The organism is Aminobacter sp. BA135, assembly GCF_050859125.1.
Classification (GTDB): domain Bacteria; phylum Pseudomonadota; class Alphaproteobacteria; order Rhizobiales; family Rhizobiaceae; genus Aminobacter; species Aminobacter ciceronei.
The window spans coordinates 1-18,552 of sequence record NZ_CP139572.1; the positions used below are offsets into that span (position 1 = coordinate 1).

General features: G+C 64.1%; 18 protein-coding genes. 12 read left to right on the plus strand and 6 right to left on the minus strand.

Annotated elements, in window-relative coordinates:
• The 7 genes from dnaA to SLT36_RS00035 all read left to right on the plus strand — a co-directional run bounded on the left by dnaA (position 1) and on the right by SLT36_RS00035 (position 7,015).
• Positions 1 to 1,536: a chromosomal replication initiator protein DnaA gene (gene dnaA, locus SLT36_RS00005; protein ID WP_067954401.1), complete on the plus strand. Its 1,536-nt coding sequence runs from the start codon at positions 1 to 3 to the stop codon at positions 1,534 to 1,536.
• 202 nt (positions 1,537 to 1,738) lie between these two features.
• A complete protein-coding gene (dnaN, locus tag SLT36_RS00010) occupies positions 1,739 to 2,857 on the plus strand; it encodes a DNA polymerase III subunit beta (RefSeq protein WP_067954407.1) in 1,119 nt (372 codons plus the stop codon).
• 49 nt (positions 2,858 to 2,906) lie between these two features.
• Positions 2,907 to 4,058: a DNA replication/repair protein RecF gene (recF, locus tag SLT36_RS00015; protein WP_432288523.1), complete on the plus strand. Its 1,152-nt coding sequence runs from the start codon at positions 2,907 to 2,909 to the stop codon at positions 4,056 to 4,058.
• 52 nt (positions 4,059 to 4,110) lie between these two features.
• Positions 4,111 to 4,869 (plus strand): molybdopterin-synthase adenylyltransferase MoeB, encoded by a 759-nt coding sequence (locus tag SLT36_RS00020; protein ID WP_432285198.1) that lies wholly within the window; start codon positions 4,111 to 4,113, stop codon positions 4,867 to 4,869.
• A gap of 3 nt (positions 4,870 to 4,872) precedes the next feature.
• Complete coding sequence (locus SLT36_RS00025) at positions 4,873 to 5,355, plus strand: GNAT family N-acetyltransferase (RefSeq protein ID WP_432285199.1); 483 nt, start codon at positions 4,873 to 4,875, stop codon at positions 5,353 to 5,355.
• Entirely contained in the window at positions 5,352 to 6,605 is a 1,254-nt protein-coding gene (locus tag SLT36_RS00030) for an aconitase X (RefSeq protein WP_432285201.1), read from the plus strand. Before SLT36_RS00025 ends, SLT36_RS00030 begins: the two co-directional genes overlap by 4 nt.
• Positions 6,602 to 7,015, plus strand: coding sequence for an aconitase X swivel domain-containing protein (locus SLT36_RS00035; RefSeq protein ID WP_432285203.1), 414 nt, complete (start codon positions 6,602 to 6,604; stop codon positions 7,013 to 7,015). Before SLT36_RS00030 ends, SLT36_RS00035 begins: the two co-directional genes overlap by 4 nt.
• 213 nt (positions 7,016 to 7,228) lie before the next feature.
• Here SLT36_RS00035 and SLT36_RS00040 read toward each other — a convergent pair whose 3' ends face one another.
• Positions 7,229 to 8,230, minus strand: coding sequence for a 2-hydroxyacid dehydrogenase (locus tag SLT36_RS00040; RefSeq protein WP_192318687.1), 1,002 nt, complete (start codon positions 8,228 to 8,230; stop codon positions 7,229 to 7,231).
• A 160-nt stretch (positions 8,231 to 8,390) separates the two neighbouring features.
• Between SLT36_RS00040 and SLT36_RS00045 the strand changes: the two genes are divergently transcribed.
• Positions 8,391 to 8,948: an SH3 domain-containing protein gene (locus SLT36_RS00045; protein WP_182575142.1), complete on the plus strand. Its 558-nt coding sequence runs from the start codon at positions 8,391 to 8,393 to the stop codon at positions 8,946 to 8,948.
• 80 nt (positions 8,949 to 9,028) lie between these two features.
• Here the strand turns inward: SLT36_RS00045 and irrA are convergent, their stop codons facing one another.
• Entirely contained in the window at positions 9,029 to 9,421 is a 393-nt protein-coding gene (irrA, locus tag SLT36_RS00050) for an iron response transcriptional regulator IrrA (RefSeq protein ID WP_067954421.1), read from the minus strand.
• A gap of 280 nt (positions 9,422 to 9,701) precedes the next feature.
• Between irrA and fabA the strand changes: the two genes are divergently transcribed.
• The 4 genes from fabA to SLT36_RS00070 all read left to right on the plus strand — a co-directional run bounded on the left by fabA (position 9,702) and on the right by SLT36_RS00070 (position 14,034).
• On the plus strand, positions 9,702 to 10,220 hold the full coding sequence (gene fabA, locus SLT36_RS00055; protein WP_067954422.1) for a 3-hydroxyacyl-[acyl-carrier-protein] dehydratase FabA: 519 nt from the start codon (positions 9,702 to 9,704) through the stop codon (positions 10,218 to 10,220).
• Between the two features lie 31 nt (positions 10,221 to 10,251).
• The gene (fabB, locus tag SLT36_RS00060) at positions 10,252 to 11,475 is read left to right on the plus strand and encodes a beta-ketoacyl-ACP synthase I (protein WP_067954424.1); all 1,224 of its coding nucleotides are present in this window, start codon (positions 10,252 to 10,254) and stop codon (positions 11,473 to 11,475) included.
• A gap of 10 nt (positions 11,476 to 11,485) precedes the next feature.
• On the plus strand, positions 11,486 to 12,298 hold the full coding sequence (gene fabI / locus SLT36_RS00065) for an enoyl-ACP reductase FabI (RefSeq protein ID WP_067954426.1): 813 nt from the start codon (positions 11,486 to 11,488) through the stop codon (positions 12,296 to 12,298).
• A gap of 197 nt (positions 12,299 to 12,495) precedes the next feature.
• Positions 12,496 to 14,034: a putative bifunctional diguanylate cyclase/phosphodiesterase gene (locus tag SLT36_RS00070; RefSeq protein WP_432285205.1), complete on the plus strand. Its 1,539-nt coding sequence runs from the start codon at positions 12,496 to 12,498 to the stop codon at positions 14,032 to 14,034.
• 56 nt (positions 14,035 to 14,090) lie between these two features.
• Here the strand turns inward: SLT36_RS00070 and SLT36_RS00075 are convergent, their stop codons facing one another.
• The 4 genes from SLT36_RS00075 to rpsO all read right to left on the minus strand — a co-directional run bounded on the left by SLT36_RS00075 (position 14,091) and on the right by rpsO (position 18,495).
• A complete protein-coding gene (locus SLT36_RS00075; protein WP_432285207.1) occupies positions 14,091 to 15,107 on the minus strand; it encodes a class I SAM-dependent methyltransferase in 1,017 nt (338 codons plus the stop codon).
• A 340-nt stretch (positions 15,108 to 15,447) separates the two neighbouring features.
• Positions 15,448 to 15,588 (minus strand): hypothetical protein, encoded by a 141-nt coding sequence (locus SLT36_RS00080; protein WP_432285209.1) that lies wholly within the window; start codon positions 15,586 to 15,588, stop codon positions 15,448 to 15,450.
• A gap of 127 nt (positions 15,589 to 15,715) precedes the next feature.
• On the minus strand, positions 15,716 to 17,857 hold the full coding sequence (gene pnp, locus SLT36_RS00085; RefSeq protein ID WP_432285211.1) for a polyribonucleotide nucleotidyltransferase: 2,142 nt from the start codon (positions 17,855 to 17,857) through the stop codon (positions 15,716 to 15,718).
• 368 nt (positions 17,858 to 18,225) lie between these two features.
• A complete protein-coding gene (gene rpsO / locus SLT36_RS00090; RefSeq protein WP_432285212.1) occupies positions 18,226 to 18,495 on the minus strand; it encodes a 30S ribosomal protein S15 in 270 nt (89 codons plus the stop codon).
• Positions 18,496 to 18,552 lie beyond the last annotated feature (57 nt).

Below are 18,552 nucleotides of genomic sequence, written 5' to 3' on the forward strand. Positions count from 1 at the left end.
ATGCAAAGCGGCATCGAAAGGGAAGCAAATGCGGGCTTTCTTTTTACCGGCGAACTGATCGAGGGCAATGAAGTGGCAGCAACCAGCGCCGCAGAGAAGAATTTTGACCGGGTCAAGACGCAGCTCCAGGTACGCCTGGGCAGCGAGGTCTTCTCAAGCTGGTTCGGCCGCATGAAGCTTGCGGAGACCTCGAAGGGCATCGTGCGCCTCTCGGTGCCGACGGCTTTCCTGCGCTCCTGGATCAACAGCCATTATCTCGATCTGATTTCCGAACTCTGGCGCCAGGAAGAGCCTGGGCTGCTGAAGCTCGAAATCATCATCCGTACGGCAACCCGTACGGCGCGCCCCGGCGTGGAAGCCGACACGGCTGCGCTGCGCAAGCCGGTGCGCCAGGCACAGACCGCCCTTGCCACCAGCACCGTGGCTGCCGGGCGCGCTGCCGAGCGCCCTGCCCCGGTGCGCAACGGTACCGCCGACCAGGAATTCAAGCAGAGCGTGCTCGGCTCGCCGCTCGACCCGCGCTACACCTTCCAGTCCTTCGTCGAAGGCCCGTCCAACCGGGTGGCCCTTGCAGCGGCGCGTGCTGTGGCGGAATCGAACTCGCGCTTCAACCCGCTGTTCCTCCACGCCACCGTCGGTCTCGGCAAGACGCACCTGTTGCAGGCGATCGCGGCAGAATCACTGCGCCAGAACCCGAAGTCGCGTGTCGTCTACCTGACGGCCGAATACTTCATGTGGCGCTTTGCGACCGCGATCCGCGACAACAACGCGCTGACGCTCAAGGAACAGTTGCGCGACATCGACCTGCTCATCATCGACGACATGCAGTTCCTGCAGGGCAAGTCGATCCAGCACGAGTTCTGCCATCTCATCAACATGCTGCTCGATTCGGCCAAGCAGGTGGTGGTTGCGGCCGACCGGCCGCCGGCGGAACTGGAATCGCTCGAGCCGCGCGTGCGTTCGCGCCTCAATGGCGGCGTGGCGCTCGAAATGTCGGCACCGGACTTCGGCATGCGCCTTGGCATGCTCAAGCTGCGCTTCGCCGGCGCCAAGCACGAAGACCCCAACCTTGCCATGGACGAGGAAATCCTCACCCATGTCGCCCGCACCGTGACCGGCTCGGGCCGTGAGCTGGAAGGCGCCTTCAACCAGCTGATCTTCCGCCAGTCGTTCGAGCCGCAGCTGTCGATCGAGCGCATCGACGAGATTCTCGGCCACATCTACCGCTCCGGCGAGCCGAAGCGCGTGCGCATCGAAGACATCCAGCGCATCGTGGCGCGGCACTACAACGTGTCGAAGACCGAGCTTCTGTCGAACCGCCGCACCCGCACCATCGTCAAGCCGCGTCAGATCGCGATGTATCTGTCGAAGGTGATGACGCCGCGGTCGCTGCCCGAGATCGGCCGGCGTTTCGGTGGTCGCGACCACACCACGGTGCTGCATGCCGTGCGCAAGATCGAGGATCTGTCGGGCGGCGACAACACGCTCGCCCAGGAGCTCGAACTGTTGAGGCGGCTGATCAACGACCAGGCCTGACGGGCTGCAAACGCAGGCGACGGATTGACGCCTGCGACTTATCCCCAGAACGCCCGCGCCACGGCCGCCAAGTCGTCGCGCGGGCTTGCCTTTCCGCCGTTTTTCCTGTCAGACTCAGGTGAATTCCGATCGTGTTGCGGGCTTTCCCGGGCGCATTCGAGCCCGCGAGCCCGCACCTTCAAACAAGCGAGCCTGTTTCGTCATGCGTGTTATCCTGGAACGCTCCAACCTGTTGAAGTCCCTGAACCACGTGCACCGCGTGGTCGAGCGCCGGAACACCATTCCGATCCTGTCCAACGTGCTGCTGCAGGCCAATGGCGCGAGCCTCGAACTGAAGGCGACCGACCTCGATCTCGAGATCTCGGAAGCTACACCGGCCTCCGTCGAACAGGGCGGCGCGACCACGGTTCCCGCGCACCTGCTCTACGACATCGTGCGCAAGCTGCCTGACGGCGCCGAAGTGATGCTGAAGACCGACGAGGACGGCAACGCCATGTCGGTGGTCTCGGGCCGCTCCAGCTTCCGGCTGCAGTGCCTGCCGCAGTCGGATTTCCCCGAGCTTTCCGCCGGCACTTTCTCCCACATCTTCCGGCTCGACGCCAACGCGCTCAAGGGCCTGATCGACAAGACCCAGTTCGCCATCTCGACCGAAGAGACGCGTTATTATCTCAACGGCATCTACCTGCACACGCATGAGAGCGGCGGCAAGCTGATGCTGCGCGCGGTCGCCACCGACGGCCACCGCCTGGCGCGCGCCGAGGTCGAGGCGCCGGCCGGCTCAGAGGGCATGCCGGGCATCATCATTCCGCGCAAGACCGTTTCCGAGCTGCAGAAGCTGATCGACGATCCGGACGTCGCCGTCACCACCGAGATTTCCGACACCAAGATGCGCCTGACCATCGGCGGCGTGATCCTGACCTCGAAGCTGATCGACGGAACCTTCCCCGACTATCAGCGCGTCATTCCGAGCGGCAACGACAAGAAGCTGATCATCGACCGCCAGAGCTTTGCTGCTGCCGTCGACCGTGTCTCGACGATCTCGTCCGAGCGTGGCCGCGCGGTGAAGCTGTCGATCGCCGACGGGCTGGTGACGCTGGCCGTCAACAATCCCGATTCGGGCAGCGCCGTCGAAGAGCTGGCCGCCGACTATTCCTCGGACCCGATCGAGATCGGCTTCAACGCCAAGTACCTGCTCGACGTCGCCGCCCAGCTCAAGGGCAGCGAAGCCCGCTTCATGCTGGCCGATGCCGGGTCGCCCACGCTCATCCACGACACAGCCGACGAGAACGCTCTCTACGTGCTGATGCCGATGCGCGTGTAGCGCCCACACGCCCGTGTTGGAGCCAGATACGGGGGAGACGCGGAAGCGCATCCCCTCGACACATATCGGTAAGCTTCAGCTTACCGACTTCCGCAATTACAGCTCGCTCTCGCTCGACCTCAGGCCGGGCGCGGTGGTGTTCACCGGCGAGAATGGTGCCGGCAAGACCAACCTTCTCGAAGCCATCTCCTTCCTGACGCCGGGACGCGGCCTGCGCCGTGCGCCCTATCCCGACGTCGCCCGCGAAGGCAGCGCGGGTGCCTTTGCCGTGCATGCGGCGATCGAGGGGCCGTTCGGCGATGCCGAGCTGGGCACGGGCACGACGCCGGACGCTGTAGGCGAGGCCGGGCGCCGCGTGCGCATCAATGGTGCCGCCGCCAAGGCCGACGACATGCTGGAATGGCTACGCGTGGTGTGGTTGACGCCGTCGATGGACGCGCTGTTCACCGGGCCGGCCGGCGACCGTCGCCGTTTTCTCGACCGTCTGGTGCTGGCGATCGACCCGGCGCATGGCCAGCGCGCGCTCGACTATGAAAAGGCGATGCGCGGCCGCAATCGCCTGCTGTCCGAAGACCGGCGCGACAACGCCTGGTTCGATGCGATCGAGATCCAGATGGCCGAGACGGGTGCCGCGATCGCCGCCGCGCGCGTCGAGATGGTGCGACTTCTGACGGCGATGATCGGGCGGATGCCGGAAACCGGCCCGTTCCCGCAAGCCGAGCTGAGTTTGGCCGGTACGCTCGAACAGAGCATCGGCGACATGCCGGCGGTGGAGCTGGAGGAGCGTTTCCGCCAGGCCCTGGCCGGCGGGCGCGAGCGCGACCGCGCGGCGGGACGCACGCTCGAAGGCCCGCACCGCTCCGATCTCGTCGTGCGCCACAAGCCGAAATCCATGCCGGCGGAGCTGTGCTCGACCGGCGAACAGAAGGCCTTGCTGGTCGGCATCGTCATTTCGCATGCCCGCCTCACCGGCGAGATGGCGGGTGCGGCTCCCATCCTGCTGCTCGACGAGATCGCCGCCCATCTCGATGCCGGACGGCGCGCGGCACTGTTCGAAATCCTCGAAGACCTCAATTGCCAGGCCTTCATGACCGGCACCGAGCCCAGCCTGTTCTCAAGCCTCGCCGGCCGGGCGCAGTTCCTGACCGTCGACCATGGCAATGTCAGCGAAACGCCGTTGCCCGATAGTCTGGACCGATAGTTCGCGCGGCTATCCGACTGACAAGCACAAGCCGTGGCGATATGGTTGAGCCATGAACCAGCCAGCCCCGCTCTCCCCTGAAGAACTCGAACGCTACGCCAGGCATATCGTGCTGCCGGAGATCGGCGGGCCGGGCCAGCAGAAGTTAAAGCGCGCACGCGTGCTGGTGATTGGTGCCGGCGGGCTCGGCGCCCCGGTGCTCGAATATCTCGCAGCGGCCGGCGTCGGCACGCTTGGAATCGTCGACGACGACCATGTCTCGTTGTCCAACCTGCAGCGCCAGGTCATCCACGCCACTGATTCAGTCGGCATCTCCAAGGCTGACAGTGCCGCCGCAACCATTGCCCGCATCAACCCGCATGTGACGGTCCAATTGCACAAGCTCAGGCTGACCTCGGCGAACGCTGCCGAGCTGATCGCCGGTTACGACATGGTCATCGACGGCTCCGACAACTTCGAGACGCGTTATGCCGTGGCCGATGCCGCAGCCGAGGTGAGGCGGCCGCTGGTACATGCCGCTGTGGGACGCTTCGACGGTTCGATCACCGTTTTGAAGCCGTTCGAGACGAACGGCGAAGGCCTCAAGAACCCGACCTATCGCGACCTCTTTCCCGAGCCGCCGCCGGCGGGGCTGGTGCCGTCCTGTGCCGAGGCCGGCGTGCTCGGCGCGCTGACCGGCGTGATCGGCACGCTGCAGGCAATGGAGGCGATCAAGCTGATCACCGGCATCGGCGAGCCGCTTGTCGGCCGGCTTTTGCTCTACGATGCGCTCGGAGCACGTTTCGACACCGTGCGCTACAAAGCCTCCTGAACCATGGCAGGCAAAGCTGACATCGCGCGGCTGACGCAGGCTTTCGACCGCTGGGACGAGTTGCTCGGCCTGATCATGCGCGCCTTCGCCTATATGGACGGCGTCATCGACCCGCCGTCCTCGGCGCATCGGCTGACTGCAGCCAGTCTGCGCGACAAGGCCTGGGATGAGGTCGGCTTCATCGCCACCCTGGACGGACGGCTTGTCGGCTGCATCTTCGCCGCCGAGCGGGACGATGTCATCTATGTCGGCAAGCTTGCCGTCGACGACAGCGCTCGCGGCCTTGGCATCGGCCGGGCGCTGATGCTGGCGGCCGAGCGCCATGCCGCAGAGCGGGGCAAGCCGGTGCTCGAGCTGCAAACCCGAATCGAGCTCGCTGCCAACCACGCTACCTTTGCCAAAATGGGCTTCGTAGAGTTCGAGCGTACCGCGCATGACGGCTTCGACCGCCCGACCTCGATCACCTTTCGAAAGACGCTTCGGTGAGTCTCGCTCTCACCGCCGACGAACGGAGAATCGCCGGCGGAGCCGATGGCGCTGCCATGGCGATGCGCATCGTCGCCGAACGTGCGGCCCTGCTCGGCGCGCCCAGGCTGATCCCGATCGCCTCGGCGCATATAGACGGTGCGCTCTATCACGGCGATTCGGGCACGCTGTTCGCCGAACGGCTGGTCGAAGGCGGCGCCCAAGTGGCTGTGCGCTCGACGCTCAATGTCGGCGCGCTCGATCTCATGGGCTGCTCGCGCGTGCGCCTCGAAGAGCCGCAACGGTCGATGGCGCGTCGGATGATGGAGGCCTACCGCAAGCTCGGCTGCGAGCAGAGCTGGACCTGCGCGCCCTACCAGGCCGGCCACCGGCCTGCCTTCGGCAGCGACGTCGCCTGGGGCGAATCGAACGCTGTCGTCTTCTGCAACTCGGTGCTTGGCGCCCGCACAAACCGCTATGGCGACTTCCTCGACATTGCCTGCGCGATCTCGGGCCGCGCGCCCGACTATGGCCTGCACCTCAAGGAGAACCGCCGCGCGACGCTGGTTTTCGATGTCTCCGCCCTGCCCCCTGAATTCCTCGCCTCTGAAATCGCCTGGCCGGTGCTCGGCAGCCTTTATGGCCGCGAGGTCGGCAATGCCGTCGGCGTGGTGACGGGGATACCACGAAACCCCGGCGAGGACGCGCTCAAGGCCTTTGGTGCTGCGGCCGCATCGTCTGGTGCGGTCGGCCTGTTCCATATTGACGGCGTCACCCCGGAAGCGCCCGATGCCGAAACGGCGCTGGGCGGCATCGCAGCCGAGACCACGATCCTGGTAACGGCCGCCATGGTCACCTCCGCCCAGGCCAAGCTTTCGACAGCCGGCAACACCGACCGCATCGACGCCGTCGCCATCGGCAGCCCCCATCTGTCGCTTGACGAGTTCGGCGCGCTGCAACGGCTGATGGCTGGGCGGCGGCTTGCCGTGCCGATCCATGCCTGCACCGGCCGACATGTGCTGGCCGAGCTCGACCGCAACGGCTGGCGCAAGGCGCTGGAAGCGCTCGGCGTGGTCGTCGTTACTGATACCTGCGTGGTGGTGACACCGATCCTGCCTGACAGTGCCGGCGGCGTGCTGATGACCAATTCGGGAAAGTTCGCCCATTATGCACCCGGAAACACCGGCTACGCCGTGCTCTATGGCTCGCTCGCCGACTGCGTCGAAAGTGCTGTCACCGGGCGGCCGGTGTTTGCGAGGTTCGGCTCGTGAGCGCACGCGGCAACATCCTCGTCGCAGGCAAGCCGGGTCAAGGCCCGGCACTGGTGCTGTCGGCGCCGATCAGCTTCTGGGGCGGCGTCGATCCAAAATCCGGGCGCATCGCCGACGTACGCCATCCCGAATGCGGCCAGAGCATCTCGGGCAAGGTGTTGTTTTTGCCTGGCACTATCGGCTCTTCATCGGCATCAGCCGTGCTGATGGAACTTGTCCATGCCGGTCATGCGCCGGCGGCACTGGTGCTGCACGAGCCCGACGCCATCCTCCTGCTCGGGCTGATCGTGGCGCAAGAGATGGGTTGGGAGACACCGGTGGCGGTGAGGCTGCCGCGGGAGATGTTCGGCGCGTTCGAGGGAAGGCAGCTGCAGGTTGGTGCTGATGGGGCGATCAGCGTTTCCAACTGAAGCGGGCGGCTGGGCCGTGCGTCTTCGAGGCTCGCCGCCAGCCTATGGCCCCAACCATGCAAGGTGGATGAGGGCTCGCACCTCTGGATGGGGCAGTCGGAGCACTAAGCACCAAGTTCTGGACCATCGAGGCGGCAAGCTGAAAATCGACGACCTTCCTCATCCTGAGGTGCAAGAGGCGAGCCTCAAGGGACGCAGCGAAATCGCGTCCGCTCAGGTCCTCAGCGGCAGCACGCGGTCCGGTGGGCGGTGGCCGTCGACGTGAGCGCGGATGTTGATGATGACCTTTTCGCCCATGTCGATGCGGCCCTCGATGGTGGCCGAGCCCATATGCGGCATCAGCACCACCTTGCCGCGGGCGGCAAGCTTGAGCAGCTTGTGGTTGACCGCCGGCTCATGCTCGAAGACGTCGAGGGCGGCCCCGGCAAGCTTGCCGTCCTGCAGCATCTTGACCAGTGCGTCCTCGTCGATGATGTCGCCACGGGCGATGTTGACGAGATAGGCGTGCGGCTGCATCAGCGCCAACCTGCGGCCCGACAGCAGATGGAAGGTCGCCGGCGTCGACGGGCAGTTGATCGAGATGATGTCCATGCGGGCGAGCATCTGGTCGAGGCTCTCCCAATAGGTCGCCTCCAACTCGTCTTCGACCGACTGCAGCACACGGTGGCGGTTGTGGTAATGGATCGACAGTCCGAAGGCCTTGGCGCGGCGGGCAACCGCGGTGCCGATGCGCCCCATGCCGACGATGCCGAGGCGCTTGCCGCCGATGCGGCGGCCGAGCATCCAGGTCGGCGACCAGCCGGCCCATTTCTTGTCGCCGGTGAGAACACTGGCGCCCTCGGTCAGGCGGCGTGGAACGGCGAGCATCAGCGCCATCGCCATGTCGGCGGTGTCTTCGGTCAGGACGTTCGGCGTGTTGGTGACGGTGATGCCGCGCTTGGCGGCGGCGGTGACGTCGATCTTGTCGACACCATTGCCGAAATTGGCGATCAGCTTGAGGTTGGGGCCGGCCTGCTCGATCAGGGCGGCGTCGATGGTGTCGGTCACAGTCGGTACCAGCACGTCGGCTTCCTTGACCGCCGCCACCAGCTCCGGCTGGCTCATCGGCCGGTCGTCGACATTCAGCCGCGCGTCGAAGAGTTCGCGCATCCGCGTCTCGACCTGGTCGGGCAGCTTGCGCGTAATGACGACGAGAGGCTTTTTTCGACCGGCCATTCTATCCTCGACGAAGATCTCGTTGAGACCTCTTTAACCAAGACCGGCGAAACTGCAATCCGATCCATGAGTGGTAATCTGTGTAACAAGCAGTGCCGCCGAAGACAAAGAAAAAGGGTGTCCGCCTAAAGGGCACCAAGTTCAAACAGAGGTTACGGAAGTGTCTGGTTTCGCGTCGCTCCGTCTGGCCGTCAGCGCAGCCCTGATCGGCCTTGCTTTCGTTTCGCCCGATAGCGGTTTCGTCGGCCCGGCCACGGCTGCCCCGAATGGGACGATCGGCCCCAGCGGCCTGCCGTTGCCGCGATTCGTCAGTCTCAAGTCGGGCAAGGTCAATTCGCGCATCGGTCCCGGCGTCAACTATCCGGTCGACTGGCTCTATATGAAGCCGGGCCTGCCGATGGAAATCATCCAGGAATATGACAACTGGCGCCGCGTGCGCGATTCCGAAGGTGCCGAAGGCTGGATCAACCAGTCGCTGCTGTCGGGTCACCGCACCGCGATGACGGCCCCCTGGCAGCGTGGCAAGCCGGCGCAGCTCAACCTGCTCGCCAAGCCCGAGAACGGCGCGCGCACTGTCGCCATCATCGATCCCGGCGTCGTCGGCTCGATCAAGCAGTGCAACGGCACATGGTGCGAGATGTCGTTTGCCGGCACCAGCGGCTGGCTCAACCAGTCGCAGGTCTGGGGCGCCTACCCGGGCGAAAGCATCGAGAACTGATCGTCGACGCCCGGCTGTCTCCGGGCGCGCGGCGAACGCGGCTGAGCGATCAATCGAAAAGAGCGGATGCAGGCTCCCGGTCAGGCCGGGCGCTTGGGCCTCAGCCTGACCACGATATCGACATTGGCGATTTCCATGCCTTCCGGAGGCTCCGGCAGGTTGGACACACAAACCGAATTCGACTCGATGTCGAAGATGCGGTTCTCGCCCTCGATGTAGAAGTGGTGATGGTCAGAGGTGTTGGTGTCGAAATAGGTCTTCGACCCTTCGACGGCCAGGATGCGCAGAAGGCCTGATTCCGTGAACTGATGCAGCGCGTTGTAGACGGTCGCAAGCGACACCGGCACACCGGCCGACAAGGCTTCTTCATGCAGTTCCTCAGCGGAAAGGTGCCGGTCGCCCTTGGCAAACAGCAGTTCAGCCAAAGCGATACGCTGACGCGTGGGCCTCAGCCCCGCGTCGCGGACACGCATTTCCACAGCAATGCTTGCCTTGTGGGAATCCACTCGTCGCCTCGTCGAAGTTTTGCCTTCGCCCCATATTAAGCCCGCAAACGCGCCAAAATCTGATCGGCAGCCGGCAAGCTATGGTTGACATATATTCTGTAGCTCAAATGCGATCAATAGCGCGCATTGACCCAGGCGGATGGGCGCGTTAATCGCAAACGCCGGTTTCCGGCTTGAGACAGTCTGTGCTAGTGAGAGCACACAAGAAGGGCGTGGCACCGCCCAAAACGATGACGGGAAGGTGTTCATGGCCGAACAGAAATCCAGCTACGGCTACGAGGAACTGCTGGCTTGCGCCCGCGGTGAGCTGTTTGGACCCGGCAATGCCCAATTGCCTGCTCCGCCGATGCTGATGTTCGATCGCATCACCGAGATCAGCGAGACCGGCGGCGAGTTCGACAAGGGCTTTGCCCGCGCCGAGTTCGACATCAAGCCGGACCTTTGGTTCTTCCCTTGCCACTTCATCGGCAACCCGATCATGCCGGGCTGCCTCGGCCTCGACGCCATGTGGCAGCTGACCGGCTTCTACCTCGGCTGGCTCGGCGAGCAGGGCAAGGGCATGGCCCTTTCCACCGGTGAGGTGAAGTTCAAGGGCATGGTGACGCCTTCGGTCAAGAAGGTCGAATACGGCATCGATTTCAAGCGCGTGATGCGCGGCCGCCTGGTCCTGGGCATCGCTGACGGCTGGTTGAAAGCCGATGGCGAGACCATATACAAGGCCACCGACCTCAAGGTCGGGCTCTCGAAGCAGGAAGCCGCGGCCTGAGGCCGCCGGACATTCTGAAAGGAAAATCTGAATGAGACGCGTCGTCGTAACGGGCCTTGGTATCGTATCGTCCATCGGCAACAATGCCGACGAGGTCACGGCATCGCTGCGGGACGCCAAGTCCGGCATCAGCTTCTCCAACGATTTCGCCGAACACGGCTTCAAGTGCCAGGTCTGGGGCGCGCCCAATCTCGACACGACCGAGCTGGTCGACCGTCGCGCCGCCCGTTTCCTGTCGCAGGGCGGCATGTGGAACCATGTCGCCATGAAGCAGGCGATCGCCGACAGCGGCCTCGAAGAGAGCGTCGTCTCCGGCAACCCGCGCACCGGTATCATCATGGGCTCGGGCGGCCCGTCGACGCGCACCATCGTCGAAGCGTCGGAAATCACGCTCAAGAACAATTCCCCCAAGCGCATCGGACCGTTCGCGGTGCCGAAGGCGATGTCGTCGACCGCTTCGGCGACGCTCGCCACCTGGTTCAAGATCCACGGCGTCAACTATTCGATCTCGTCGGCCTGCTCGACCTCGGCGCATTGCATCGGCAATGCTGCGGAGATGATCCAGTGGGGCAAGCAGGACGTCATGTTCGCCGGCGGCCACGAGGACCTCGACTGGACCATGTCGAACCTGTTCGACGCCATGGGCGCGATGTCGTCCAAATACAATGACCGTGCCTCGGTCGCTTCACGCGCTTATGACCTCAACCGCGACGGCTTCGTCATCGCCGGTGGGGCCGGCGTGCTGGTGCTCGAAGAGCTCGAACATGCCAAGGCGCGCGGCGCCAAGATCTATTGCGAGCTGGTCGGCTACGGTGCGACCTCTGACGGCTACGACATGGTCGCGCCGTCGGGCGAAGGCGCGATGCGCTGCATGCGCCAGGCGCTGTCGACGGTGAAGGGTGAGGTCGACTACATCAACACCCACGGCACCTCGACGCCGGTGGGCGATTCGAAGGAAATGGGCGCCATCCGCGAAGTCTTCGCCGGCAAGCTGCCGAACATCACCTCGACCAAGTCGCTGACCGGTCACTCGCTGGGTGCAGCCGGCGTGCAGGAATCGATCTATTCGATCCTGATGATGCAGGGCGGCTTCATCGGAGAAAGCGCGCATATCGAAGAGCTGGACCCGGAATTCGAAGGCATGCCAATCGTGCGCAAGCGCATCGACGACGCCAAGATCGACACCGTGCTGTCCAACTCCTTCGGTTTCGGCGGCACCAACGCCACGCTCGTTTTCCAGCGCCTCTCGGCATAGGGACACCGACATGGACGGATTGATGAAGGGCAAGCGCGGGCTCATCATGGGCGTCGCGAACGACCATTCGATTGCCTGGGGCATCGCACAGAAGCTTGCCGAGCATGGCGCCGAACTCGCCTTTACCTATCAAGGCGAAGCTTTCGGCCGCCGTGTCAAGCCGCTGGCAGAAAAGGTCGGCGCCGAGATCCTGGTGCCGTGTGACGTCGAGGACAGTGCTTCGGTGGCTGCTGCCTTCGAGACGCTCAGGGAAAAATGGGGCGGCATCGACTTCCTGGTGCACGCCATCGGCTTCTCCGACAAGAACGAGCTCAAGGGCCTTTACGCCGACACCACGCGCGAGAACTTCGTGCGCACCATGGTGATCTCGTGCTTCTCCTTCACCGAGGTCGCCAAACATGCGGCGGCGCTGATGAACGACGGCGGCTCGATGATCACGCTGACCTATGCCGGCTCTGTCCGCGTCATGCCGAACTACAACGTCATGGGCGTCGCCAAGGCTGGCCTCGAGGCCAGCGTCCGTTACCTCGCCAACGACTACGGCCCGCGCGGCATCCGGGTCAACGGCATCTCGGCCGGACCGGTGCGCACGCTTGCGGGTGCCGGCATCGCCGATGCGCGCCACATGTTCACCTATCAGCAGCGCAACTCGCCGCTGCGCCGCACGGTCAGCCTCGAAGAGGTCGGCGGCTCGGCGCTGTACCTGTTGTCCGACCTGTCGTCGGGCGTCACGGGCGAGATCCACTACGTCGATTCGGGCTACCACATCGTCTCGATGCCGACGCTGGACGAGCTCAAGCAGATGGATGGCGGGCGCGACTAGCGCCCTCCCCTCGAAAATCGGCGTCGATTTTCGAGCATGATCGAGCTCGACTTCAGGATATGCGGCGCCATTCTCGCATCCGGACGGGGCGCGTGGCGCGGTAACAAAAACGCCTGCTAGTAAAATTGTAGACAATCGTCAAAATCGATCTTAACGAGCGAATCGGTAGAAATGCCGCGCAAGTTAGGAAAATCAGCATGCCTGCCGCCAGGAATCCCCGTCGAAGCTCCACGTTTCGGCTCATTACCATCGCCGCCTCCGGCATGGGCAGCTTCGTGCTGGGCCTGTGGGTCCTGAGGCTTGGCCTTGGCAACAATGTCGGCGGCATGTCGGGCGACGCGATCAGCGCTGTTATCGCAGCTCTTTGCGCACTTGCCGCCTCGATCGCCGCAATGTCGTTCTTCGCCGGCGTCGACGAATCGGCTGATTTCGTCTTCAACGAAACGCATTTCGACAAGCTGACCGGGCTTCTGGCGCGGCCCGCGATGGTCGGCAAGATCGCCGAGGCAGCGTCGTCGACGGCCCGTACCGGCAAGCCGATGTTCCTTATCGACATCGATATCGATCGCTTTAAGCAGATCAACGACGCCATCGGCTACAGCAATGGCGACGCGCTGATCCGCGCTTTTACCGCGAGGCTCAAGGCGGCTTTGCCGCGCGACATGGTCATCGGTCGTATCGGCGCCGGCGAGTTTGCCATCCTCTATCCCGACCAGATGCTGCGCTGCTCGCTCGACACGCTGATCGAGCGCCTGATCCACGACCTGATGCGGCCGTACCAGCTGCCGTCGCACCAGCAGTCGGTCAACGTCTCCATCGGCGTCGTGGCCATGCCCAAGGACGGCTACGACCCGGTCGTACTCCTGCGCCGCTCGAACCTTGCGCTGCAGAATGCGCGCGCCAGCGGCATCGGCGACTGGGCCGTGTTCCAGCCCGAAATGGGCCGGGTAGCCGACCACCGCCGCTGGGTCGAATCGGAGCTTCACGGCGCCTTCGAACGGGGCGATTTCGACCTGCACTACCAGCCGCAGCTCGACCTGACGTCGGGCCGCGTCGTCGGCTATGAGGCGCTGATCCGCTGGCGCCACCCCGAGCGTGGCATGATCCCGCCGGTCGAGTTCATCTCGGTCGCCGAGGAGACCGGCATGATCGCGCCGATCGGCGAATGGGTGCTGCGCAAGGCCTGCACCGACGCCCGCCTGCTGCCGGAGGATTGCTTCGTTGCCGTCAACATTTCGCCGGTGCAGTTCATGACCCGCGATTTCGTCGGCATCGTCGAGCGCATCATCAAGGACACCGGCATCGAGCCGAAGCGGCTGGAACTCGAACTGACCGAATCGGCGATGATGCAGGACCGCGATCGCGCGGCGTCCATCCTGAAGCAGCTGACCGCCATGGGCATCTCTGTGGCAGTCGACGATTTCGGCACCGGCTACTCGAACCTCGCCTATCTGATCGACTTCTCGTTCCACAAGCTGAAGATCGACCGTTCTTTCGTCAGCCGCATGGAGACCGACAGCAATTCGGGCGCCGTGGTGTCGACGATCGTCGGCCTGTCCAGGGCACTCGGCGTGCGCACCATTGCCGAGGGCGTGGAGACGGAGACACAGGCGACCCTGCTCAGGGCCGCCGGCTGCCAGGAGGTCCAGGGCTATTTCTATGGGCGGCCCGCGCCGCTCAGCCTCGGCGACCCGGCACTGACCCAGGGCACCGAAGGCATCGCCAACCTGCACTGACCCCCGTCAGCGCCGTGGCCTGATGGCGGTTCCGCGCCTGGCGCAGATGCTCAACCTCAACGCTTGGCGGAATAGACCCTGAAGGCGTTGTCGACGGCGATTTCCTCGACCGAGAAGAAAGCCTGCGCCAAAACGGGCATGTAGGGCAGGTGGCGGTTCGCCACCATGAACAGCCGCCCGCCCGGCTTGAGCGCCGCGGCCGCCGCCTTGATCATGCGATGGCCGATCTCGGGATCGGCGTCGCGATCCTGGTGGAAGGGCGGGTTCATCACCACCACGTCGTAGCGCCGCTCGACAGGCTCCTTGGCGAGGTCCTGCCAGTGGAAGCCAGGCTGGACGGATGTGGCCGCCACGTTGGACCTGGCTGCCTCCAGTGCCTCGAAATCGGCTTCGAACAGGTCGAGCGCCTTGAGCTCCTTCGCACGCGAAACCACCTCCGCCGCGACATAACCCCAGCCGGCGCAGAAGTCGGCGACCTTGCCCTTGATGTCGGCGGGCAGGTTGTCGACCAGAAGGCGCGAGCCTGCGTCGATGCGCTCGAAGGAGAACATGCCGGGCGCGGTGCGGAAGCGGCCCTCAACCAGCATTTCGGGATTGTCGGCGCGCAAGGTTGCTGCGGCTGCCTCGGCCTGGGCGGTTCGGTGGAACCACAGCGCCGTGCCGTGATATTTGGGCAAATGGTCCTCGATCTCGAGCAAACCGCCAAGGCGCTTGCGCAAGCTCGAAATGCCGTCCTCCTTGCCGCCGGCAACGACGATCAGCCCGCCGGGCGCAACGCGTTCGATCGCCTCGGCGACTCGCAGCTCGTTGAGCCCGCGATGACGCCCGGCCAGCACCAGGGTAATGTCGAAACCGTCGTCCTCGGCGCGCGCCGCAACATCGTGTCCGGCCGCCGCCAGGGCCAGCACATGCGGGCGGAAGCCCTGGACAAGGGAAAGCCTGGCGTCGAAGCCCTGCGGCTTCCTGAAGCCCGGCTCAGCGCCAATGAACAGGGCACGCATGCCCGGCCCCGGCATCGCCAACAGCTCGGCCTCGAAGGGATAGAACAGGGTTTTCAGTGCGTCGCGTGGCATGGCGTTTTCCAGGTGTCTGGGAGTTCGATCAGCGGCCAGTCCGGGACCGCCGCCAGGCTATCGCTTAGCCGTTCTTTGTCTGACCGCCAACCTCGGCAAAAAGCAAGCTACGCAACTCTCCACGCAGGCACTTCACCTGCGGCGCGCGTGAGGCCACGAACTCCAGGACGGAGTCGTGGAATGCGAAGACAAAATGACGATAGCGTGCAAACAGCGCGTCCGAATGCTGTCGATGTACGCGATTAGCCGCCCTCATTTCGTCGATCCACTCCGAGTCCTGCACCTCATAGGCTTCGTAAGCCGCAAGCCCCAAGGGCGCATAACGATGCCCGCCCAGCACCTAGTCGTTGGGATAGCCGAATTTGAGGGCAAGATACGGGCCGGCGCTGACAATCGCGCATGTCTCGAACGGCACGCGTCCGGAAGCCTGTTGGTAGTAACCGAAGAGCAGACCTTCTTCATCGGCGACTACCATCGGCATGGGCGCCCCAGCGTCGCATGCCGGAACATCGATCCGTCTTAAGCTTGTCATTCGGTCGCCCCTTCCCCAAACAAAAAGGGCGCAGCCATGCGGCTGCGCCCCTTTCATGATTACATCAAGCAGAAGCTCAAGCGGCGGTTTCTTCGCCTTCAGCCTTCTTGATGATTTCCTTGCCGGTGGCCTGGTCGACGACCTTCATCGACAGGCGGACCTTGCCGCGCTCGTCGAAGCCCATCAGCTTGACCCAGACCTTGTCGCCTTCCTTGACCACATCCGAGGTCTTGGCAACGCGGTCGTTGGCAAGCTGCGAGATGTGGACGAGGCCGTCGCGCGGGCCGAAGAAGTTGACGAAAGCGCCGAAGTCGGCGGTCTTGACGACCGTGCCTTCGTAGATCTCACCGACTTCCGGCTCGGCCACGATAGTGTGGATCCACTTCTTGGCCGCCTCGATCTCCTTAGCGTTCGACGAAGCGATCTTGACCGTGCCGTCGTCCTCGATGTTGATCTTGGCGCCGGTCTTCTCGACGATCTCGCGGATGACCTTGCCGCCCGAACCGATGACTTCACGGATCTTGTCGGTCGGGATGTGCATGACCTCGATGCGCGGAGCGAATTCGCCCAGCTCCGAGCGGCCTTCCGACAGAGCCTTCGACATTTCGCCGAGGATGTGCAGACGGCCGTCCTTGGCCTGGCCGAGCGCAATGTTCATGATCTCTTCGGTGATGCCGTCGATCTTGATGTCCATCTGCAGCGCGGTGATGCCGTTGGTCGTGCCGGCAACCTTGAAGTCCATGTCGCCGAGGTGATCCTCATCGCCGAGGATGTCCGACAGGACTGCAAAACGCTCGCCTTCCTTGATCAGACCCATGGCGATGCCGGCAACCGGCTTCTGCAGCGGAACGCCGGCGTCCATCAGAGCAAGCGAAGTGCCGCAAACGGTAGCCATCGAGGACGAGCCGTTCGACTCGGTGATCTCGGAGACGACGCGCAACGTGTAGGGGAACTGGTCGGCAGCCGGCAGCATCGGGCGCACTGCGCGCCAGGCGAGCTTGCCGTGGCCGATTTCGCGGCGGCCGGGCGAACCCATGCGGCCGGTTTCACCAACCGAGTAGGGCGGGAAGTTGTAGTGAAGGAGGAACTTCTCCTTGTACATGCCGGTCAGCGAGTCGACATACTGCTCGTCTTCGCCGGTGCCCAGCGTGGCAACGACCAGCGCCTGGGTCTCGCCGCGGGTGAACAGCGACGAACCATGGGTGCGCGGCAGGACGCCGACTTCGGAGACGATCTGGCGAACGGTCGAGAGATCGCGGCCGTCGATGCGCGAACCGGTGTCGAGGATGTTCCAGCGCACGATCTTGGCCTGGAGTTCCTTGAACACGGTGGCGACCTTGTCGGCCGACCACTTCGGAGCTTCGTCGCCTTCAGCGGCAAACGCTGCCTTGACCTTGGCCTTGACCGCGTCGACAGCGGCATAACGAGCCTGCTTGTCGATGTTCTTGTAAGCGTCGCGCAGCTCGCCTTCGACGATCTTCAGCATCTCTGCTTCAAGCTCGGAATAATCCGGCGCGGTGAAGTCGCGCGGATCCTTGGCGGCCACTTCGGCCAGCTTGATGATGGCGTCGATGACCGGCTGGAAGCCGCGGTGACCGAACATGACGGCGCCGAGCATGATGTCTTCGGCCAGTTCCTTGGCTTCCGACTCTACCATCAGCACGGCGGCATCGGTGCCGGCGACGACGAGGTCGAGCTTGGATTCCTGCATCTCGTCGATGTGCGGGTTGAGCACGTATTCGCCGTTGATGTAGCCGACGCGGGCGCCGCCGATCGGGCCCATGAAAGGCACGCCCGAGAGCGTCAGGGCAGCCGAGGTGGCAACGATCGACAGGATATCAGGATCGTTTTCGAGGTCGTGCTGGACGACGGTGATGACGACCTGGGTGTCGTTCTTGTAGCCGGCTGCGAAGAGCGGGCGGATCGGGCGGTCGATCAGACGGGAGACCAGCGTCTCCTTCTCGCTCGGACGGCCTTCACGCTTGAAGTAGCCGCCGGGGATCTTGCCGGCTGCGTAGGTCTTTTCCTGATAGTTGACCGTCAGCGGGAAGAAGTCGAAGCCCGGCTTCGGCTCCTTGGCCGAAACGACGGTGGCGAGGACGACGGTTTCGCCGTAGGTGGCGAGCACGGCGGCATCGGCCTGACGCGCGATCTTGCCGGTCTCGAGGATGAGCGGACGGCCGCCCCATTCGATTTCAACTTTGTGGTGATTGAACATATTCTGTCCTTCGTGGCGGGAACGGCCCACGCCGCATTCCGGCGCGCCAATTCCCTGGCTTGTTCGGCGCGCCATAGGGAAAACCGCTTGGTCTTCCGCACACGCCTTGGCTTCGATTTGGCCAGCCACGGGCAAGACAACAAGAAGCTCGGTGGGAGAAATGGCCGCAAATGCGGCCGGCCGAACGTCCTGCAATCCTGCCCCATGACCGTCCATGGGCGGTTCGGGCGCGTCGCTGCGGCGCTCCGGAACCTTTTTCAGCGCGACCCCGCCCCTGTGGCGAGATCGGACCAATGGACCATCAAAAAGGATGGCCCGAATGCGCGAACGGCGGGCTCTCCTCTGGGGAGAACCCGCCGATCAATTCATCAGCGGCGCAGACCGAGCTTCTCGATCAGCGTCTGATAGCGTGCGTCGTCCTTGCGCTTGAGGTAGTCAAGCAGCGAGCGACGCAGGGAGACGAGCGCCAGAAGACCACGACGGGAGTGATTGTCCTTCTTGTGGTCCTTGAAGTGCTCGGTCAGGTTCTTGATGCGCTCGGAGAGGATGGCAACCTGGACTTCCGGCGAACCGGTGTCGCCCTTGGCGGTTGCGAACTGAGTCATAAGCTCGGCCTTGCGCTCTGCAGTGATCGACATCGTGTTTTCCTTTCAATCTGGAGGAAACGGGACGCCCTCGGCCGGGATGTCGTCCAG